Source organism: Vibrio sp. St2 (assembly GCF_947311885.1).
Lineage (GTDB): Bacteria > Pseudomonadota > Gammaproteobacteria > Enterobacterales > Vibrionaceae > Vibrio > Vibrio coralliilyticus.
The window spans coordinates 513,903-530,486 of record NZ_CAMZNA010000002.1 but is presented as its reverse complement, the minus strand read 5'-3'; the positions used below and the strand labels follow the sequence as shown (position 1 = coordinate 530,486).

Below are 16,584 nucleotides of genomic sequence, written 5' to 3'. Positions count from 1 at the left end.
GCTCTTATGGATGGAGACACCGCAGTAAAACTCATTATCGTTGATAGTGAAGTTCAAATCACTCGTGCACTGTCACGACTGCTAAGGAAAGACTTCTGTGTTGTGACATTTAATGACCCGATTTCGGCCCTGACATATCTCAATGACTACGAAGTCTCCATCGTTGTTGCGGATTCCAGTATGCCGTCCATGAGTAGTTCTAAATTCTTTTATGAGGCTAGGTATGTCCAACCTGGGGCTATACGTGTCGCACTATCAAGTAATGCGGAGCAGAATGATTTAACAGCGTTTATCAACGAAGGGGATGTTAGCTATGTATTACCTAAACCATGGGAAAACGAAGAGGTAAAGAAAACGCTGCTTCGGCTCAAGTCCCAGTTTGAAATGACGGGAGGCATAGAAAAATATGCGAAACATCAGGAAGCCATCAACGCTAAGCTTCTCCGAGATAATGAAAGCTTGCAAGGGCAGATAGAGGAGAAGAATAAACACATTAAACAACTCGATCTAAAGTACAAAAGTGCAAGCCATAGGCACAAAGAACTGATGAATAATACGTTGAGTTTGTTGGTGAACGTGATCTCTGAAAGTGTTCATGTTGAAAAGCAAGATTTGCTGAGAATCGCTGAACACGTCAAGGAGCTTGCAGGGCATATAACGTCATCTGAAGTATCAAATGCTCAAGCTTATCAAGCGGCTCTGCTCCATCTTATTGGCATGGTCTCTTGTCAGTCTAAACAGCAGTTATCTTCAGCGTACACAGCTCATCACATTGGCCCGTGTGGCTCAGGTCATAAAGCCGCTGACTTACTTCTGCATAATGCGTCATTCCAACCACTTCTCGCGGGAATCCAATATCAGGATGAAAATATGGATGGAACAGGGTTTCCTGAAGGATTAAAAGGAGAGCAAATCCCTGTATTGTCGAGAATTATAAGAGTGGTGAAGGATTACGATTATCTAACGGTCAATCACGTTGATAGAACAAAGCTTCGTTTGCCTGCGGTTGCTGAAAGTTTAATGAAAGAAAAATCTAAGAGTCATTATGATCCGCTCATTCTGAATACTTATTTTCATATGCTAGAAGATAAGCGCAGAAATAATACAAGTACATTTGAATATTGCGTCAGTATTGGCGATCTAAAACCAGGGATTGAAATAAAACGTGATGTCTCCCTGCCAAACGGAAAAGTCTTAATTAAGAGAGGGAGCAGGCTTAATCAGGAGATGCTAGATCGGTTGTTCGAGCTTGAAGAATTCGAAAGTCAGAATTTTGTTTATGTCATCTAAATTAATTTTTCTAATCCAATAAAACCCTTCCATTTAATAAATATTACATATATTTCTGTTCTTCTTTGAACCTACTTTTGTTCTTATCTTCCATATTTTTGCAGTGGTCTGATGAGATACTGAGTAGTAGCACAAGTATTTCCCTTAATAATTGTGATGGTTCTTTTTAAATTGAAAATGCGTCTTTTTTGATCATTTCCCTTACTTTTTTTATGGGTATGATGCGTATGCGCTTTGTTGCATTGGAGAGGTATATGAATTCTATTACAAAAAGAAACCAAGATATTACTAAGGTGCTCGATAAGCCCTTCACCATAAATGTTGACGGGAAACCCATTCCGGCGGTTGAAGGTGAAAGTGTGCTAAGCGCTTTGTTGGCTTCAAATATTCGTCAGTTGATGACAAATGATTACGGTGCTGAATCCGGCCCATACTGCGGGATGGGGGTATGTCACTGTTGTTTGTTGCACATTGATGGTCGCCACAAGCAGAGAGCCTGCCAGACTATCGTCAAGCCAGATATGGAGGTTGAGACCAGCCGAAACTTGGTACTTGAGCAAGGGGGTGAGATATGACTAAGAAAGTCGTGATTGTAGGTGGTGGACCGGCAGGTATGTCGGCGGCAACTGAACTTGCACGCTTTGGTATTCATTCCACTGTGATTGATGAAGCACCTAAAGCTGGTGGTGTTATTTATCGAGGACCATGGCGAAAAACGGCGGACATGCCCCATCTGGACGAAAAGCTGACCACTGCGATGGACAAGCTTCAAGAGGACTATCAAAGCAATGCGTCTTTCATTGACTTGCGAACTCAGACACGAGTCCTAGGGCCTTTGGGTGACAACAATCTATTGGTTACCCATGACCACGAACTGTCTAATATCGAGTATGACCATTTGCTATTGGCGACGGGGTGTCAGGAACGAAGCATCCCTTTTCCGGGATGGCAGCTTCCGGGTGTGATGCTTTTAGGTGCGATACAGCTTCAGCTCAAGAGTGGGCTAGTCAGACCGGGTAACAAAGTCGTGATTACAGGGAGTGGCCCGCTGTTAGTTCTGGTCGCTTGCCAACTGCATAAAGCGGGTTGTCAGGTTGAAGCGATTTATGAAGCGGCGAAGTTTTCGTCGGTAGCCAAAGAAACGCTGGCGATGCTCAATCGTCCTCAACAAGCGTTGGATGGGCTATCGATGATGTGGTACCTCAAGCAGCATAATATCCCGCTCCACTATGGATGGGGATTGGTGAAAGCAGAAGGTGTCCGCCAGCTCAATGAAGTTACCGTTGCGCCTTACGATGACAACTGGTTCCCAGATCACTCTCAAGCTGTGACTCATGTTGTGGATACGTTAGGGGTGGGTTATGGCTTTGCGGCTCGCTCGCAACTCGCTCAGCTTATCGGCCTCGATATTGATTATGACCACATGAGTGGGGCAATCCCTGCTGTCGATAAATGGCAGCGAAGCAGTCAGGAAAACATTTTCTGTGCAGGTGACAGCGCTAAAATTGCGGGTGCCGATGCCGCCATGCTGGAAGGTAAGATCGCCGCAAAAGCTATTGCTTGTGAACTTGGCAAACTGGGTAGTGCAGACGCAGAGCAGTACATTGCTGCAATGCGACGTAAGTTGTCACGCCTCTATCGTTTCCGTCAGGCCTTTGATAATGCGGGCTTCCGCGAACTCGGCCTGCTCTCTCTACCAGAGGAGGATACCGTGATTTGTCGCTGTGAACAGGTGAAGAAAAAAGCGATAGATGAAGCGATAGCTCAAGGTTGCCGAGACATTGTGACCTTAAAAATGCGCACCCGCGTGACAATGGGTGATTGCCAAGGCAAAACCTGTGCCCACTATTGCTACGACCGATTGAAGAAAGAAGGATTTAGTCAGGAACAAGGCCTAGTTCGCCCTAGATTCCCACTCGATCCAATCCCATTTGCAGCGCTGGAGGAAGAGTAATGAAAGCGTATGATGTAGTCATTTGTGGTGGTGGTGTTATTGGGGCGTCCATTGCGTACTTCCTGAGCCGTCAGAAAGATCTCAAGATTGCTGTTGTTGATTTTAAATATCCGGGAAATGCGTCTCGTGCATCTGCCGGTGGACTATGGGCAATGGGTGAATCGACTGGTCTTGGCTGTGGCGTCATTCTATTTAAAACATTATCGAAGCAAATGCAGGAGTCAGGAGCAAATGAAGCACCGGAAATGAACCCGCATATTATGCCAGAACCATTTTTTGATATGGCGATGATGTCGAATGCGATGTACCCAGCACTATACGAGGAGCTGGTTGAAAACCACGGTGTCGACTTCAAATTTGAACGCACTGGCCTGAAGTTTGTGATGTTCGATAAATATGACCGTATGTACGCTGAACAAATCGCAGCAGCGGTGCCTAATCGTCACAACCATGTTCGTTGGGTTTCTCAAGAAGAATTGCATGCTGAAGAGCCTAACGTATCCAAAGACGCCATTGGTGCGATGGAGTTTGATTGTGACCATCAAATTAATCCATATCGCCTCAATGAAGCGTATTTGGAAGCCGCTCGCCAGAACGGGGTTGAACTTTATCTCAATACTAAAGTGACAGGAATTGAGAGGCAGGGTAATCGCGTTACAGCAGTGAAAACAGAACAGGGTGTTTTACCGTGTAAAATGATGGTCAATGCTGCAGGTGCTTGGGCAGAAACCATCAGCCAATGGGCAACAGGTTATAAGCTGCCAGTGTTCCCGGTTAAAGGGCAGGTGATCATCACAGAGAAACTACCGAAGTTACTCAACGGCTGTTTGACGACCAGTGACTGTTACATTGCGCAGAAAGACAACGGTGAGATCTTGATTGGTTCTACGACCGAAGAACGTGGATTTGATACCAGCAATGATATTAAGTACATCAAGCAGTTAGGTCAGGGTGCGATGAAATCCATCCCTGCTCTCAAGGACATGAACATCAAGCGCTGTTGGGCGGGGCTGCGTCCTGGCTCACCAGATGAGTTACCGATTCTTGGTCCGGTTCCGGGTGTAGAAGGTTACCTCAATGCATGCGGCCATTTCCGTACCGGTATGCTGACCTCAGCGATTACGGGTCGAATTCTCGATGAGTTGGTGAGAAGTTTACCGACTTGTGTTGATATTTCACCTTTCTCCTACCAGCGTTTCCTAAATAACGAAGGGGAAATGATCGGTAAATACCAACTGGATCATGCGCTATAGATAGGTTTGCTTTTGAATACGACATGAGCCAGCGACTACGCTGGCTCTTTTTTAGCTCAGCACGTCACTCACTGAGGCCATTTCAGGAAGCAGTTCCACACCGAGTACTTTGCGTGGTGTCGGCAACGGGCATTCAATGTCGAGAGTATAGATGGCTTCTTCTTGGTGGAAAGGGGCAATCAACTCCCCATTAGGTGTGCAAATCCGGCTGTCGCCACGATATTCTCCAACCAACTCTTCAGTCACATCTTCGCCCACACGATTGCAGGTCACTATGTAGTAACCATTTTCGAGTGCTTTTGCTCTCGCGACATGCAAGCTGTATTCGCCACCAAAGTTCGCTGGATGCAGCAGTACATCGATACCTTGCTTGGCATATTCGCGAGTGATTTCTGGAAACCAGAGATCAAAGCAAATAGCGATACCAAACTTCACTCCCTTGTGTTCGAAACAGGTTAGCTGGTCACCTCGTGAGAAGTAACGCTTATCGATATTGGTTTGGCTGACCTTGCGAAAGCGAGTTTTTAGCCCATGTTCATCTACTACAGCCACACTGTTATAAAACTTATCGCCGTGCTTTTCCGCCAGCCCCGCAACAACCAAGGTATTGTGCCGCTTAGCCAGATTCTGCAGTGTGGCTATCGTTTCGCTGTCAGAAAAGTCCTCACAAAGCGCATGAATTTCTTCTGTGGTGTTAAAAATGTAACCTGTCGTTGAAAGCTCAGGAAGAAGCAGAATTTCACCAACCTCTTTTTGGTTAGCGACTAATGAGGAAATATGGTCAAGATTGCGTGCTTTGTCTTTATAAAACACCTTGTTCTGAACCAGAGTGATCTGCATAGAATGGTCTCTTTGTTTGAAGAACGAAAAGGTTTGAGGAAAATCGCTATCTGCTACGGACAGACGTCACTGACTTCATTTTCACCGCATGGAAAACAGCTTTTTCTTTCGGGTCCGATATAGGCGTGGCACACTTCACCGGTTTCAATGTTGACTAGAAAAGAATGGTTCAGGCTACTGTAAAAGTAGTGAGTAAACTCCATGCCCTGATCGTTGAATGTTTCAACGGTATCGGGAGTATCATCCAACTGAAACATCAAGTCGAGATCTGTCACCCATTCATACGCTTTTTCCGTTTCGGTGGAGTGTGCTGTGGAAAGAAACATCAATCCTGAAAGTAAAACAACAAACTTCATATCATTGTCCGTCACTGTGAGAGCTGAATACAGAGTACAGCCCAAATTAAGAGAAGGTTTGTGAATCAATATCTCATTCTGTTAATGGTGATGTTCCATCTGGCAGTCAAATTTGACCCAGCCGTGTTGCCTTTCTTCGTAAACAGAGAAACTTGGGGTCTGAAAATCCTGCTCTTGGAAAATACCGACAGGTATGACAATGAAATCTCGGGCGGCACTGAGTTTGAGTGACATTGTCGTGCTGCACCTAGGGCAAAAAGAGTAGGTGACTTCATTACCTGAATCACTGATACGAGTGTATTCGACAAGATCACCGCTGAAAGAAACTTGCTCTTGATTAAATCTAGCCTGGACTCCGAAAACGCTCCCGGTTCTCTTTTGACATTCAAAGCAGTGACAGACTGACGTTCTCACTGGTTCACCACGACAAACCAGATTGACCTGTCCACAACTGCAATCGGCCATACGTATTTTCTGCTCGTGTTCCATTTTATCTCCTTGTCCTTGCTGCTAACATGACGTCACTATGTTCATGTATCTGATAAGACATACTACAAGATGAAAAAGCGCCTTTTACCAATTCCTCTGATTCTTTTGATTCCAATCCTCTTATTAATAGTAGTCACGATCGCTGGCCTGTACCGATTCAGTCTTTCTGATGAAGAGATCATGGCAAAGTTTCCTAATCAAGCTGCAAGCAGTGATGTGGTTATGCAGTCTGTTTTTGGTCTTTCGACTACAAACCCTTGGACGGTGAAAGTGCCCGAAAGTCAGGCTTATACGTTTATGGAAGAGCTAAACCCAACGAAAGGTCTGGCAAGTGGCACGTATGAAGATGGTGAAGAGCGTGGCGTCGTCACTGTTGATACAAGCAAGTTGCTTCAGATTACCCCCACGATGTTTGCCTCGATTATGACTGTCTCAAATCAGGGCTCCGGCGTGTTCTACTATCTAGCCACGTTTCACTATGATGATTTTAGAAAACGCATGATTTCGAAAGAAGCTCAATTTCTGGGGGACCGGATCGTCGTCGATGCACTAGAAAAACAGCAGCACAATATTAGCGTGAGTATTAAACAACGTGATGCTGATCAACCCATGTCACAAGAGCCTACCATTTCAACGACTATACTTTTCGAGTTGACTGGGCAGGATAGCCTGGAACGTGTCGAATAATCAGTGTTCAATACGGTATTGTGCATGGAGTACGGATTGCTTATTATTTGGCCTGACAAGTTATGAGATGGATTTGTTTTTGTCGTTAATGGAGTTAAACATGATCAATAAGCGATTCTTTAAAACTAAAGACGAAGTAGAAGTAACGTTCGAACTTGCTGCGGAACAAGTTGGACAGTCAGTGGCTATCGTAGCGGATTTTCTGGATTGGCAACCAACCGAAATGAAGAAGGTAGCTAAGAGTAAATCCTACAAGTTTAAAACGCGTCTGCCGAAAGACAGCGAATTTGAATTTCGTTATTTGGTTGATAATGAAAAATGGATAAACGATCCGAATGCGGACCAATATCAGCCAAACGGCTTTGGCTCAGATAATGGTTTAGTTTCCACTTATCAGTAATCTGAATGCATGTGAAAGTGGGTGATTACTATCAACCATAAGTCATATTTATAAAGGCGCGTTTGCGCCTTTTTTGATCCAAACCTGACATTCCATAGGTGACAAGCTAGGCATAAATTCGTACCCTTAGGCCTTTCTGAAATTCAAGCAATAAGGTCAAACTGTGCAATCCAAAAGATTGACATCTCGCTTTCGAGAGCTCTCCAAGTCGAGAAAAATGATGCTTTTGAGCCTTCCTGTTGTTGCCGCATTGGTTTTATCTGCAACAAACAAAAGCAACCAGTATCAGCGCACTATTGATCTTTCGCTTCCTGAATCCAGCATTGTGAATGACTTGCTTACTGATGTTGAAGTCATTCATGACATGCCAAACTATGAGTACGTGATTCAGAAAGGCGATAATCTGAGTTCCATTTTCAGCCAGCTAGGCTTTGGTTATAGCGAGCTGATGAAGATTATGGAAACAGACCTTAACTATCTTGCGCTGGATACTTTAAAACCTGGAAATACTCTAAGATTTTGGCGAGATGCTGAAACTAAGAACTTAGCGAAAATGGAGCTTGAGTTCAGCATCGTAGAACGCGCTGTTTATAATCGTCACGATGATGGCAGTTATACCTTTGAGGATGTGAAGATTCCTGGCACTTGGAAAGAACAAGCGCTAGTTGGGGAAATCGCAGGTAGCTTCTCTCAATCTCTGCACCGATTGGGGTTAGGAAGTAGTGAGAACGAACAGATCGTATCGCTGCTCAAAGACAAGCTTAACTTTGCCCGCGATCTCCGTGCTGGGGATGTGTTTGAAGTGGTCTTGTCGAAGCAATATGTTGGCGAGCAACTAACGGGTAACAAAGAGCTTCAAGCGGTGAAAATCTATAATCGCGGCAAAGAAGTGACGGCTTACCTTCACTCTGATGGGCAGTACTACGATAAGAATGGTAATAGCCTGCAACGCGCATTCCAACGTAAACCGCTTAACGCAGATTACCGACTAAGTTCTAACTTTAACCCAACGCGGAAACACCCAGTCACTGGGCGAATTGCTCCGCACAATGGTACTGACTGGGCTGCGCCAACAGGTACGACGATTGTGTCAACTGGTGACGGTGTGGTTGTCATGACCCGCAAACACCCATATGCGGGTAACTATGTTGTGATCCAGCACGGTAGCCGCTACAAAACGCGTTATCTGCACCTGAGTAAAATCCTCGTTCGAAAAGGGCAGAAAGTATCACGTGGTGAAAGAATTGGTTTGTCTGGTGCGACTGGCCGTGTGACTGGTCCTCATATTCACTATGAATTGATTGACCGTGGCAGGCCTGTTAATGCCATGACGGCTAATATACCAATGGCGAGCTCAGTTCCGAAAAGTGAAATGACCGCATTTAAGGTACGTCGAGATGAACTTGACGCGATGCTGCGACAACAAGAAATTCAACTTGCCAAACAAAGTGAACCTGAAACCACAGGCTAACCGCAAACATATCTAAACAAAAAGCTCCTTCGGGAGCTTTTTTTGTCTGTGACACACGCAAAGGCTGCATTACATAAATGTCATTGTTTTGCATTGAAAAGGTGATCAAGTCGAAACAAATGTAAATCGCTAATCAATAAAATTCACAAATTGATTTCCATCAAAAGAGTAAGGTCTTTGTGTGTTAACTTGCACGCCACAATAAATAAGATTCCCTCAATCATTAATTAAAAGAAAGCCCTACGTAAGGAAATCAACAATGAAAAAAACAGTATGTGGTTTGGCAGTCGTTGCTGCCCTTGTTTCCGGTAATGTTCTAGCTCACCAAGAAGGTGATTTTATTGTCCGCGCTGGTTTAGCGATGGTTTCTCCAAATGACAGCAGTGATAAAATATTAGGTTCAGACAAAGAGCTGCAAGTAGATTCAGACACACAAATTGGTCTGACTTTTGGCTATATGTTGACTGACAACATCAGTCTAGAAGTTCTTGCTGCAACCCCATTCAAACACACAATTTCCACGGATTTGCTAAATCAAGATATTGGTGAGACTAAGCACTTACCACCAACCTTTATGGTTCAATATTACTTTGGCGAAGCTAGCAGCGATCTTCGTCCATATGTAGGTGTTGGTATTAACTATACAACGTTTTTTGACGAGAGCTTTAATAGCAATGGTACGGCTGCGACTCTGAGTAACTTAAAGCTAGACGACTCTTGGGGATTAGCAGCAAATGTTGGCCTAGATTATATGCTAAATGAAGATTGGTTTATAAACGGGTCGATTTGGTATGCTGATATTGATACAACTGCTACATTCGATCATGCAACGCTAGGTGCTCAATCTGTTGATGTTTCAATCGACCCATGGGTATTTATGATTGGTGGCGGTTACAAATTCTAATGACTGGTTCGACGTAATAAGTTGGATGGTTTACGCAAAGCCAGTGACGCGAGTCGCTGGCTTTTTTAGTTGTGTTTATCTGCCTTCAAACCATTCATTGGGGACTTTGACGGCTACAACCCGGCTTTGACAGCAAAGCGTGTTACCAGAAAACAGTTCGCATTGGAGCTCTATTTTGTTGTCTTTCGCATCAATGATAGAAGCGATAAGTTGAACGTCATCTTCTATGGGAACCGGTCTGAGGAATTTGACATCCAAACTTCCGGTTGCAAACCAAATCATCTCTCCTGTTCCTATTTCTCTGCCTTGCATCTCATAGCCTTTCGCTATGGCGGTACAGACACAGTGGCAATCAATGATGGTTGAGATGATCCCACCATTGAGGAAATGCAAAGGGCCGGCACTGTGATGAGCAGAAGGAGTGAAAGTACAGACAGACTCATTGTCTCCATTCCAGTAGCTTTTGATTTGTAGCCCCATCGCATTTTCGGCTCCACAGCCAAAACAATGGTTATTGGGAATCTGTTCCTGAAAGGCGTTGTTCTGCTCCATACTGGCTCCTGAGACGTTAGTATTTTTAGATTTCAAAGAGTTATACACAGTCTAGTTAAGCAGGAGATGACCAGACTTCAAGCTTATCTAGCAATTCTGTGAAGGCTTGCTCAATGCTTTTTCCAGCGGTATCAATCCTGATGACGTCATCAGGCCATGCTTCATAGTGGCGATTTTCAACCTGTTCCCAATTTGGCAAGACAAGGTTTTTAACTGTGTTAGGTCGTGTTTGAACACGATGTTTATGCTCTTCTTTATCCGAGCACCAAATTTCAATGTCGACAAAGCGGGCGTCTACACTGGTGGCGACATCACGCCATTCACGTCGTGTGAGTTCTATGGGGTTACAAGAGTCTGCAATCGCGCTAATACCTAGTCGAAGGTTGTCTTCAATGATTCTGTAGCTGAGCCGGTAGCCTTCCCCTTCTACTTTAAAGCTGCATAGGTCTCGCAAGCCTTGTTCGACCGTATCAATACGCACATATATTGATGATGTATGTTGTGCGAGGCGCTGAGCAAGTGTTGATTTACCAGAGGCTGGTAATCCAGAAAAGGTGTATAAAATTGGACGATTCAAAGAGTCTCCATACCAGTGTGTGACTGGACGTACTTAAAGCTTGTTAGCCAGCTTCTTAATGTATTCTTTTGCTAAGTTGGTGTCATCACGGCTGAGCCATTTGATGCAGTCGAATAACTCCCAAATAAGCCCTTGATCACCGCTAGTATAAGCTGGGAAGTCTTTATGCTTGGGTGCTGGCGCATCAGTAAGGCGGGAGGTGACGATATCTGATTTATCAAATAGTACCTTATAAGGTTTTGAGAGCATGAAAGGTTCTTCTAGATCGAGACAGTGAATCTCTGCACTGGTCATATCGTTGAAGATATATTTCTTGAAAAAAGCATGGTCATTGTGGAAGCCCTCGAGACAGTAAAAGATCTCTTTGTTGCTTTCAAATGCTTGGTAAGCCAGCTCCGATGTTCGATGGAAACCGTTGGTCGTGAAGACAATAACATCGGCATCAGAAACCCTGTCACCTGTCTCCGCAGCCAAGGAGCCTAGCAATACCGCAGCAAGAACATCTTCGTGGTCGATAAAAGCGTGATAGATCGAATCGACTAGGGCTTGTTGCAGCGGCAAGTGAGACAAGTTGAGTTGTGGCAGTGGCTGGGACATGTTTCTTACCTATTAGTAATGATGAGAATCTAAAATAAATTAATAATCGAATGAATACCACAATGCCATACGTAGGTATTTTCTGAAGTTTCCAATTTTTCATGATCGGTGTTCCATTATTTATTGTGGATAATGATATTAATAAATATTGAGGTATCTCGGAATAAATAAGATTTTAAATTATTAATGAGTTATTTGATAATAATTTATTGGATATTTATGAATAGATATCTATTTAATTAATGATCTTAAATTTATGAATTAAAAGATTAAATTAATATACGTCATGCGTTATATAAATGTTGATATTATTAATAGAATTTATCTCAAATTTTGAGCGATAAATATCTCTCTTAGTGAGATCTTATACTCATTTAATTGATTTTGTGAATGATCTTAATTGAGTTGCATTTTATCTTTTGTGCGCTTTGTAAGCGTATAATTAAATAGGATGTAACAGAATGATAAACGGATATAAGCTTTCCGCGCTTGTTGTCGCTATGATGGCTTCAGCGTCGGTTTCAGTCAGCGTCAGTGCTGAACCAGTTCCAGCAAACTCGCCTTTCATCAAAGATGTGAAAGGTAACATTGTTGAAGATTACTCGCCTAAGCCAGTTAAACCTTTCGCATTGTTCTCAATACGCATGATGAGCAACCCGTCAGATGATCGTGGAGACTGGTTTAATGCTTCTGCAAACTACTCTAGCCTGCAGGGTGTGGGTGCCGATTATGTTTATGAATCACTACTGCCACCTTTAAAGCCACAGCCTGTGATTGTTGCGGTTCTTGACTCAGGTGTTGATGTTGACCATGAAGATCTGAAAAACAAACTTTGGACTAACGAAGACGAAATTCCAGGTAACGGCATCGATGATGACGGTAACGGATATATCGATGACGTTCACGGTTGGAACTTCCTTGGTAACTCTCTTGGTGTCAATGTGGATCAAGACACACTAGAAGTGACTCGTGAGTACAAAAAATATTTGAAGCTGAAAGAAGGTAATCACTGGATCCCGCGTAAGAAGCGTGAATACTACAAGGGCGTAGAAGCAGACTATCTAGAATCAGTTGAATACAACCAGACTTCTCTTGATCAAGTGACGGCAGCGACTGAGCAAGCGAATCAGTACAAAGATCAAATCACTCAGTTGACGGATCACAAAGACTTTACTGTCGACGGCCTACAAATTTTACTTGAGCACTCAAACCCTGAAGTGGTTGCAGCCGCTAAAGGTCTGCTTGGCGTATTTGAATCTTGGTACTCGTTTGATTACCTAGAATCACGCAGAAGCCGCTACCAAGAGTCTCTGGACTACCACTACAACCTAGAGCTAGACACGCGTCGTGACATCGTGATGGATAACATCAACAACCCTTGGGAAAAGGGTTACGGTAACAATGATGTGAAAGGTCCAGTTGGTGCGCATGGTACTCACGTAGCAGGAATTATTGCCGCAGAACGCCGCAACGGTATTGGTATTGATGGCCTGGCAGATTACGCGCAAATCATGGCGGTACGTATGGTACCAAACGGTGACGAAAGGGATAAAGATATCGCTAACGCGGTACGCTACGCTGTTGATAACGGTGCGAAGATCATCAACATGAGCTTTGGTAAGAGCTACTCGCCACGTAAGTACATCGTTGACCACGCATTCCGTTACGCAGCACGTAAAGGCGTGCTGATTGTACATTCTGCTGGTAACAGCCGCAACGATAACGACATCAAGCCAAGCTTCCCGAACCGTTTTGCTAAGCACTCTTGGTCTAAGCCAATCTCAACATGGATGGACATCGGTGCATCAGCGAAATATGCGGATGACTCACTGGTTGCGAGCTTCAGTAACTTTGGTCAGGAGACGGTTGATGTCTTTGCTCCGGGTTACCGTGTTCTGTCTTCAACTCCAGACAACAACTACGCCGCGTACAGCGGCACAAGTATGGCAGCGCCAGTCGTTTCTGGTGTAGCTGCAATGGTATGGTCGCACTATCCAGACCTGTCTGCCGTTGAGCTTAAAGAACTGCTGAAGAGCAAAGCGCGTACTTACCCAGAACTATTGGTTAAGAAACCTTCTACTCCTGAAGAACTTGTACCGTTCAGCACACTGTCAATCTCTGGTGGTGTTGTTGATGCGGAAGCGATTTTCGAAGAGCTAGAAAGTCGCTAATAAGTTAAAGGAAAATGCTAAGGGCTACCATTGGTAGCCCTTTTTTTATTGCTTCATCGCGAATCAGCTATTTTCTAAGTCGATGACTTTACAACGAATAGGTAAGATAGACATCGCTGCGCCTGTTGAGAGGCTACGGGCAAAATCAATCGCTTTTGCTAAGTCTTCAGGTTCGATCTTAAGCTCGTTTTTGATTCGTCCATCATTGGTCATATCTGTATCTACAACGCTTGGACACAAGCAACACACTTGAACATTGTGAGGCAGTAGTTCCTGATAGAGAGACTGACTATAGCTTACCATTGCTGCTTTAGTGGCTGAGTAAGCCGCAATCTTTGGTACAGGAGATAGCCCTGCGGTCGACCCTAGATTATAGATTTCCCCGAACCCTTGTTGTTTCATTTTTTCTGCCACGGCATTACACACTGCAATGGTAGAAAGTAGGTTGACATTCATTAACTCAGACAACTGATGGAACGTCAGATCAATATGACCTGCTTTTAGGACACCAGCACTGTTTACCAAGACATCAATGGACTCATGCTGCTCTAAAATCTCCTTAAAAGAATTGGCAGTGACTTCAGGCTGCGCGAAATCTAGGCTGTGAGTTTTGATGTTGAGATGAGGAAACTCTTCACTTAACTCATCAAACACACGGTTAAGAGTTGCTTCATGCTTTGCAATCAATACCAAGTTGTAACCTTGTTTAGCAAAGTAGTGCGATAGTGCTTTACCAATCCCTCGACTGGCACCTGTGATTAAAGCCGTTTTTGTCATTGACGATGTCCTGTTTTTGTTTGTGCATACTGTACAGCGATTCTCAGTGCGGCGTAAGCGATGTCTCAGAGGTCGTAGCAGATTCTTAATTTTTTCGATTTTATAAAGTAACTCGTCCAATTGTTAATTACTTGTAAAATCGTGATGACCTTCTACGAATGACATTTCTATGTGACACTTTTTATGCAGCTAATTGTCTACTCATGCAACATCTAAAGGCAATTAGGCGTGCTTGCCAAAACATAACAGGATGTGTGAGGAGGACAATTTGCGACATTCAGCGATAACTCAGCAGCAAGCTCCAGCACTGGCTGCGTTACTTGATAGTGACTACCGACTTAATTTTCAGGAGCTTATGGAGCAAATTAAGTTGTCTAACAAACCACTGTCGCTTGCAACGATAAGATTCATACTTGAAAACGTGGCTTTGAATGACTCCGAAATAAAGGCATTAGCCAGCTTTGATGAAGACAGCTACTGTCGAAAGCGACTGTTTAAAAATGACCACTGTGAAGTGCTCATCTTGAGTTGGCTAAATGGTCAGAGAAGCAAAATTCATGACCACTTAAATACCGCCTGTGGCGTGCGTGTACTGCATGGTGAAGCGACAGAGACCTTATTTGAAACGGCAGCGAACGGCCATATTTACGCGTCTCAGTCATCCCATTACCAGCAAGGTAGCGTGACTGTCAGCAAAGACAACGATATTCACCAAATTTCCAATTTGCAGGCTGATGATGAGCCTCTGGTTACGCTGCATGTCTATTCTCCGCCGTTACAACAGTTTCATTTGTACCAACTTGAAGGGGGTGAGCCAGAGCTCCTAGATTTGCAGCAAGACTCTTGGTTCTATGAAATTTGATATCGAGCTGACGGCTAATGCAAAAGGCGAGCAATGTTGCTCGCCTTTACACTTCTACCGGTATTCTGAAATCAACATTGCTCGTGTATCTTCTTCCAGCGCTTCAAACATATGCGGTAAGTCTCCAGGGTACGAAATGTAATCCCCTTCCTCTAGTTCATGAGGGTCCGATTGCAACCCGAGTTTCGCTCGGCCTTTGACAATAACCACATGCTCTACAACACCCGGGTGATGAGGTTCCGAGATAAATGGCTGACCGGGTTTAACTTCAATCCAATAGATGTCGCGGCATGCATTCGCTGGGCTGGCTGCGAGTAACACGGCTTGGTAATCCTTTTGCTCCGAAAACACGCTGACTCCCTTACCGTAGCGAATGACTTTGGTCGTTGGAGCTGGTGTTTCGATTAGACGAGAAAAAGGAATATCAAGGACAACGCAGATGGACCAGAGCGTCTCAATACTAGGGTTTCCAATGCCATTTTCGAGTTGCGAGAGCGTCGATTTTGCGATGTTAGCGCGCCTTGCGACCTCGGCGATACTTAAGCCAGCATTCAATCTTTCGGCATTAAGAATGGCAGCGATTTGTTCGATTGGCGGTTTATTTTGATCCACAACGCTCTCTCTGGTCAGTGTGTTTCCGTTCATTATAAAAAACGATGGCATGATTTGACAAACGTTTTTCTGGTGTTCATTATAAAATTCATTCGTTCATTATAATGTTTGCTTTCGGTTGCATTCGGTGGTGGTAACCAATAAACGTCGAGGCTTTTATTATGGAATATATACTCTCCGTCGCTTTGTTTGCCGTTTCATCTTCAGTGACCCCGGGGCCAAATAACATCATGGTGATGACATCTGGACTGAATTTTGGAGTAAAACGCAGCCTGCCGCTGTTAACTGGTATTTGTGTCGGATTTACTTTGATGTTGCTATTGGTAGGGCTGGGCTTTGGCGAACTGTTTTCTTTGTTCCCTCAGCTTTCTTTGGCGGTCAAAGTCATGGGAACGCTTTATCTTTTATATCTCGCATTGCAGATCGCCATGGCTGACAGTGTGAGTGCTGAGAAAGGTCGAAGTCGACCGCTTGGTTTTCTAAACGGAGCTTTGTTTCAGTGGGTCAATGCCAAAGCTTGGGTGGTGGCAATTGGAGCGATATCTGCATTTACGACAATAGGTGAAGGGTATATGACTCAAAACCTGACCATAGCTTCGATGTTTTTTATTGCCTCGTTCCCTTGTGTTGGCGTGTGGTTGGTGTTTGGCTCTTCGTTACGCCGATACTTAGACAAACCAGCCTATTTGAAAGCCTTCAATAAGCTGATGGCGTTGCTACTCGTCGTATCCGTCATACCTGTGGTTGGAGAGATTATTGGGCAATTCTGAATGAAAAGCGCCAAGCGAAAAG

The 16,584-nt window shown here is 44.1% G+C and carries 19 protein-coding genes; 11 read left to right on the top strand and 8 right to left on the bottom strand.

What is annotated here, in order from left to right; genetic code table 11:
• Positions 1–6 precede the first annotated feature (6 nt).
• The 4 genes from QMA41_RS08875 (at position 7) to QMA41_RS08860 (ending at position 4,497) form a co-directional block, all read left to right on the top strand.
• Entirely contained in the window at positions 7–1,290 is a 1,284-nt protein-coding gene (locus QMA41_RS08875) for an HD domain-containing phosphohydrolase (protein WP_281629414.1), read from the top strand.
• Between the two features lie 254 nt (positions 1,291–1,544).
• On the top strand, positions 1,545–1,865 hold the full coding sequence (locus QMA41_RS08870; protein WP_021455536.1) for a (2Fe-2S)-binding protein: 321 nt from the start codon (positions 1,545–1,547) through the stop codon (positions 1,863–1,865).
• Complete coding sequence (locus QMA41_RS08865) at positions 1,862–3,244, top strand: FAD/NAD(P)-binding oxidoreductase (RefSeq protein WP_281629413.1); 1,383 nt, start codon at positions 1,862–1,864, stop codon at positions 3,242–3,244. The genes QMA41_RS08870 and QMA41_RS08865 overlap by 4 nt, the downstream gene beginning before the upstream one ends.
• Positions 3,244–4,497: an FAD-dependent oxidoreductase gene (locus tag QMA41_RS08860; protein WP_099607932.1), complete on the top strand. Its 1,254-nt coding sequence runs from the start codon at positions 3,244–3,246 to the stop codon at positions 4,495–4,497. Before QMA41_RS08865 ends, QMA41_RS08860 begins: the two co-directional genes overlap by 1 nt.
• A 51-nt stretch (positions 4,498–4,548) precedes the next feature.
• Here QMA41_RS08860 and QMA41_RS08855 read toward each other — a convergent pair whose 3' ends face one another.
• From QMA41_RS08855 to QMA41_RS08845, 3 genes are read right to left on the bottom strand one after another with little or no spacing between them, the layout of a single operon-like run.
• A complete protein-coding gene (locus QMA41_RS08855) occupies positions 4,549–5,337 on the bottom strand; it encodes a carbon-nitrogen hydrolase family protein (protein WP_171347134.1) in 789 nt (262 codons plus the stop codon).
• A gap of 53 nt (positions 5,338–5,390) precedes the next feature.
• On the bottom strand, positions 5,391–5,762 hold the full coding sequence (locus QMA41_RS08850; protein ID WP_227495732.1) for a hypothetical protein: 372 nt from the start codon (positions 5,760–5,762) through the stop codon (positions 5,391–5,393).
• A 12-nt stretch (positions 5,763–5,774) separates the two neighbouring features.
• Positions 5,775–6,182: a GFA family protein gene (locus QMA41_RS08845; RefSeq protein ID WP_019274342.1), complete on the bottom strand. Its 408-nt coding sequence runs from the start codon at positions 6,180–6,182 to the stop codon at positions 5,775–5,777.
• 69 nt (positions 6,183–6,251) lie between these two features.
• On the opposite strand from QMA41_RS08845, the gene QMA41_RS08840 reads away from it, so the two are divergent.
• From QMA41_RS08840 to ompW, 4 genes are all read left to right on the top strand, one after another.
• Positions 6,252–6,869 carry a hypothetical protein gene (locus QMA41_RS08840; protein ID WP_277685193.1) on the top strand — a complete coding sequence of 206 codons (618 nt, stop codon included), beginning with the start codon at positions 6,252–6,254 and terminating at the stop codon, positions 6,867–6,869.
• A 100-nt stretch (positions 6,870–6,969) separates the two neighbouring features.
• Positions 6,970–7,269, top strand: coding sequence for an isoamylase early set domain-containing protein (locus tag QMA41_RS08835; protein WP_006961487.1), 300 nt, complete (start codon positions 6,970–6,972; stop codon positions 7,267–7,269).
• Positions 7,270–7,486: 217 nt separating this feature from the next.
• Complete coding sequence (locus QMA41_RS08830) at positions 7,487–8,740, top strand: peptidoglycan DD-metalloendopeptidase family protein (protein ID WP_281629412.1); 1,254 nt, start codon at positions 7,487–7,489, stop codon at positions 8,738–8,740.
• A gap of 259 nt (positions 8,741–8,999) precedes the next feature.
• Positions 9,000–9,644 (top strand): outer membrane protein OmpW, encoded by a 645-nt coding sequence (ompW, locus tag QMA41_RS08825; protein WP_171351809.1) that lies wholly within the window; start codon positions 9,000–9,002, stop codon positions 9,642–9,644.
• A 75-nt stretch (positions 9,645–9,719) separates the two neighbouring features.
• Here the strand turns inward: ompW and QMA41_RS08820 are convergent, their stop codons facing one another.
• From QMA41_RS08820 to QMA41_RS08810, 3 genes are read right to left on the bottom strand one after another with little or no spacing between them, the layout of a single operon-like run.
• Positions 9,720–10,196, bottom strand: coding sequence for a PaaI family thioesterase (locus QMA41_RS08820; RefSeq protein ID WP_019275915.1), 477 nt, complete (start codon positions 10,194–10,196; stop codon positions 9,720–9,722).
• Positions 10,197–10,251: 55 nt separating this feature from the next.
• On the bottom strand, positions 10,252–10,773 hold the full coding sequence (locus tag QMA41_RS08815; RefSeq protein WP_281629411.1) for an AAA family ATPase: 522 nt from the start codon (positions 10,771–10,773) through the stop codon (positions 10,252–10,254).
• 33 nt (positions 10,774–10,806) lie between these two features.
• The gene (locus QMA41_RS08810; protein ID WP_281629410.1) at positions 10,807–11,370 is read right to left on the bottom strand and encodes a hypothetical protein; all 564 of its coding nucleotides are present in this window, start codon (positions 11,368–11,370) and stop codon (positions 10,807–10,809) included.
• Between the two features lie 461 nt (positions 11,371–11,831).
• Here QMA41_RS08810 and QMA41_RS08805 point away from each other — a divergent pair, with 461 nt between their 5' ends.
• A complete protein-coding gene (locus QMA41_RS08805; protein ID WP_281629409.1) occupies positions 11,832–13,541 on the top strand; it encodes a S8 family peptidase in 1,710 nt (569 codons plus the stop codon).
• Positions 13,542–13,604: 63 nt separating this feature from the next.
• On the opposite strand, the gene QMA41_RS08800 is transcribed toward QMA41_RS08805, so the two are convergent.
• A complete protein-coding gene (locus QMA41_RS08800; protein ID WP_171339584.1) occupies positions 13,605–14,318 on the bottom strand; it encodes an SDR family NAD(P)-dependent oxidoreductase in 714 nt (237 codons plus the stop codon).
• 268 nt (positions 14,319–14,586) lie between these two features.
• On the opposite strand from QMA41_RS08800, the gene QMA41_RS08795 reads away from it, so the two are divergent.
• A complete protein-coding gene (locus tag QMA41_RS08795) occupies positions 14,587–15,180 on the top strand; it encodes a cysteine dioxygenase family protein (RefSeq protein WP_019275920.1) in 594 nt (197 codons plus the stop codon).
• Positions 15,181–15,234: 54 nt separating this feature from the next.
• Here QMA41_RS08795 and QMA41_RS08790 read toward each other — a convergent pair whose 3' ends face one another.
• Complete coding sequence (locus tag QMA41_RS08790; protein ID WP_281629408.1) at positions 15,235–15,792, bottom strand: XRE family transcriptional regulator; 558 nt, start codon at positions 15,790–15,792, stop codon at positions 15,235–15,237.
• 161 nt (positions 15,793–15,953) lie between these two features.
• Here QMA41_RS08790 and QMA41_RS08785 point away from each other — a divergent pair, with 161 nt between their 5' ends.
• Positions 15,954–16,562: a LysE family translocator gene (locus QMA41_RS08785; RefSeq protein ID WP_281629407.1), complete on the top strand. Its 609-nt coding sequence runs from the start codon at positions 15,954–15,956 to the stop codon at positions 16,560–16,562.
• Positions 16,563–16,584 lie beyond the last annotated feature (22 nt).

Bases quoted from the DNA above. Each gene is read 5' to 3' on its own strand.
- QMA41_RS08835 (WP_006961487.1), top strand. From the start codon at position 6,970: ATGATCAATAAGCGATTCTTTAAAACTAAAGACGAAGTAGAAGTAACG.
- QMA41_RS08860 (WP_099607932.1), top strand. From the start codon at position 3,244: ATGAAAGCGTATGATGTAGTCATTTGTGGTGGTGGTGTTATTGGGGCG.
- QMA41_RS08875 (WP_281629414.1), top strand. From the start codon at position 7: ATGGATGGAGACACCGCAGTAAAACTCATTATCGTTGATAGTGAAGTT.
- QMA41_RS08870 (WP_021455536.1), top strand. From the start codon at position 1,545: ATGAATTCTATTACAAAAAGAAACCAAGATATTACTAAGGTGCTCGAT.
- QMA41_RS08865 (WP_281629413.1), top strand. From the start codon at position 1,862: ATGACTAAGAAAGTCGTGATTGTAGGTGGTGGACCGGCAGGTATGTCG.
- QMA41_RS08855 (WP_171347134.1), bottom strand. From the start codon at position 5,337: ATGCAGATCACTCTGGTTCAGAACAAGGTGTTTTATAAAGACAAAGCA.
- QMA41_RS08820 (WP_019275915.1), bottom strand. From the start codon at position 10,196: ATGGAGCAGAACAACGCCTTTCAGGAACAGATTCCCAATAACCATTGT.
- QMA41_RS08785 (WP_281629407.1), top strand. From the start codon at position 15,954: ATGGAATATATACTCTCCGTCGCTTTGTTTGCCGTTTCATCTTCAGTG.
- QMA41_RS08805 (WP_281629409.1), top strand. From the start codon at position 11,832: ATGATAAACGGATATAAGCTTTCCGCGCTTGTTGTCGCTATGATGGCT.
- ompW (WP_171351809.1), top strand. From the start codon at position 9,000: ATGAAAAAAACAGTATGTGGTTTGGCAGTCGTTGCTGCCCTTGTTTCC.
- QMA41_RS08830 (WP_281629412.1), top strand. From the start codon at position 7,487: ATGATGCTTTTGAGCCTTCCTGTTGTTGCCGCATTGGTTTTATCTGCA.
- QMA41_RS08840 (WP_277685193.1), top strand. From the start codon at position 6,252: ATGAAAAAGCGCCTTTTACCAATTCCTCTGATTCTTTTGATTCCAATC.
- QMA41_RS08800 (WP_171339584.1), bottom strand. From the start codon at position 14,318: ATGACAAAAACGGCTTTAATCACAGGTGCCAGTCGAGGGATTGGTAAA.
- QMA41_RS08810 (WP_281629410.1), bottom strand. From the start codon at position 11,370: ATGTCCCAGCCACTGCCACAACTCAACTTGTCTCACTTGCCGCTGCAA.
- QMA41_RS08845 (WP_019274342.1), bottom strand. From the start codon at position 6,182: ATGGAACACGAGCAGAAAATACGTATGGCCGATTGCAGTTGTGGACAG.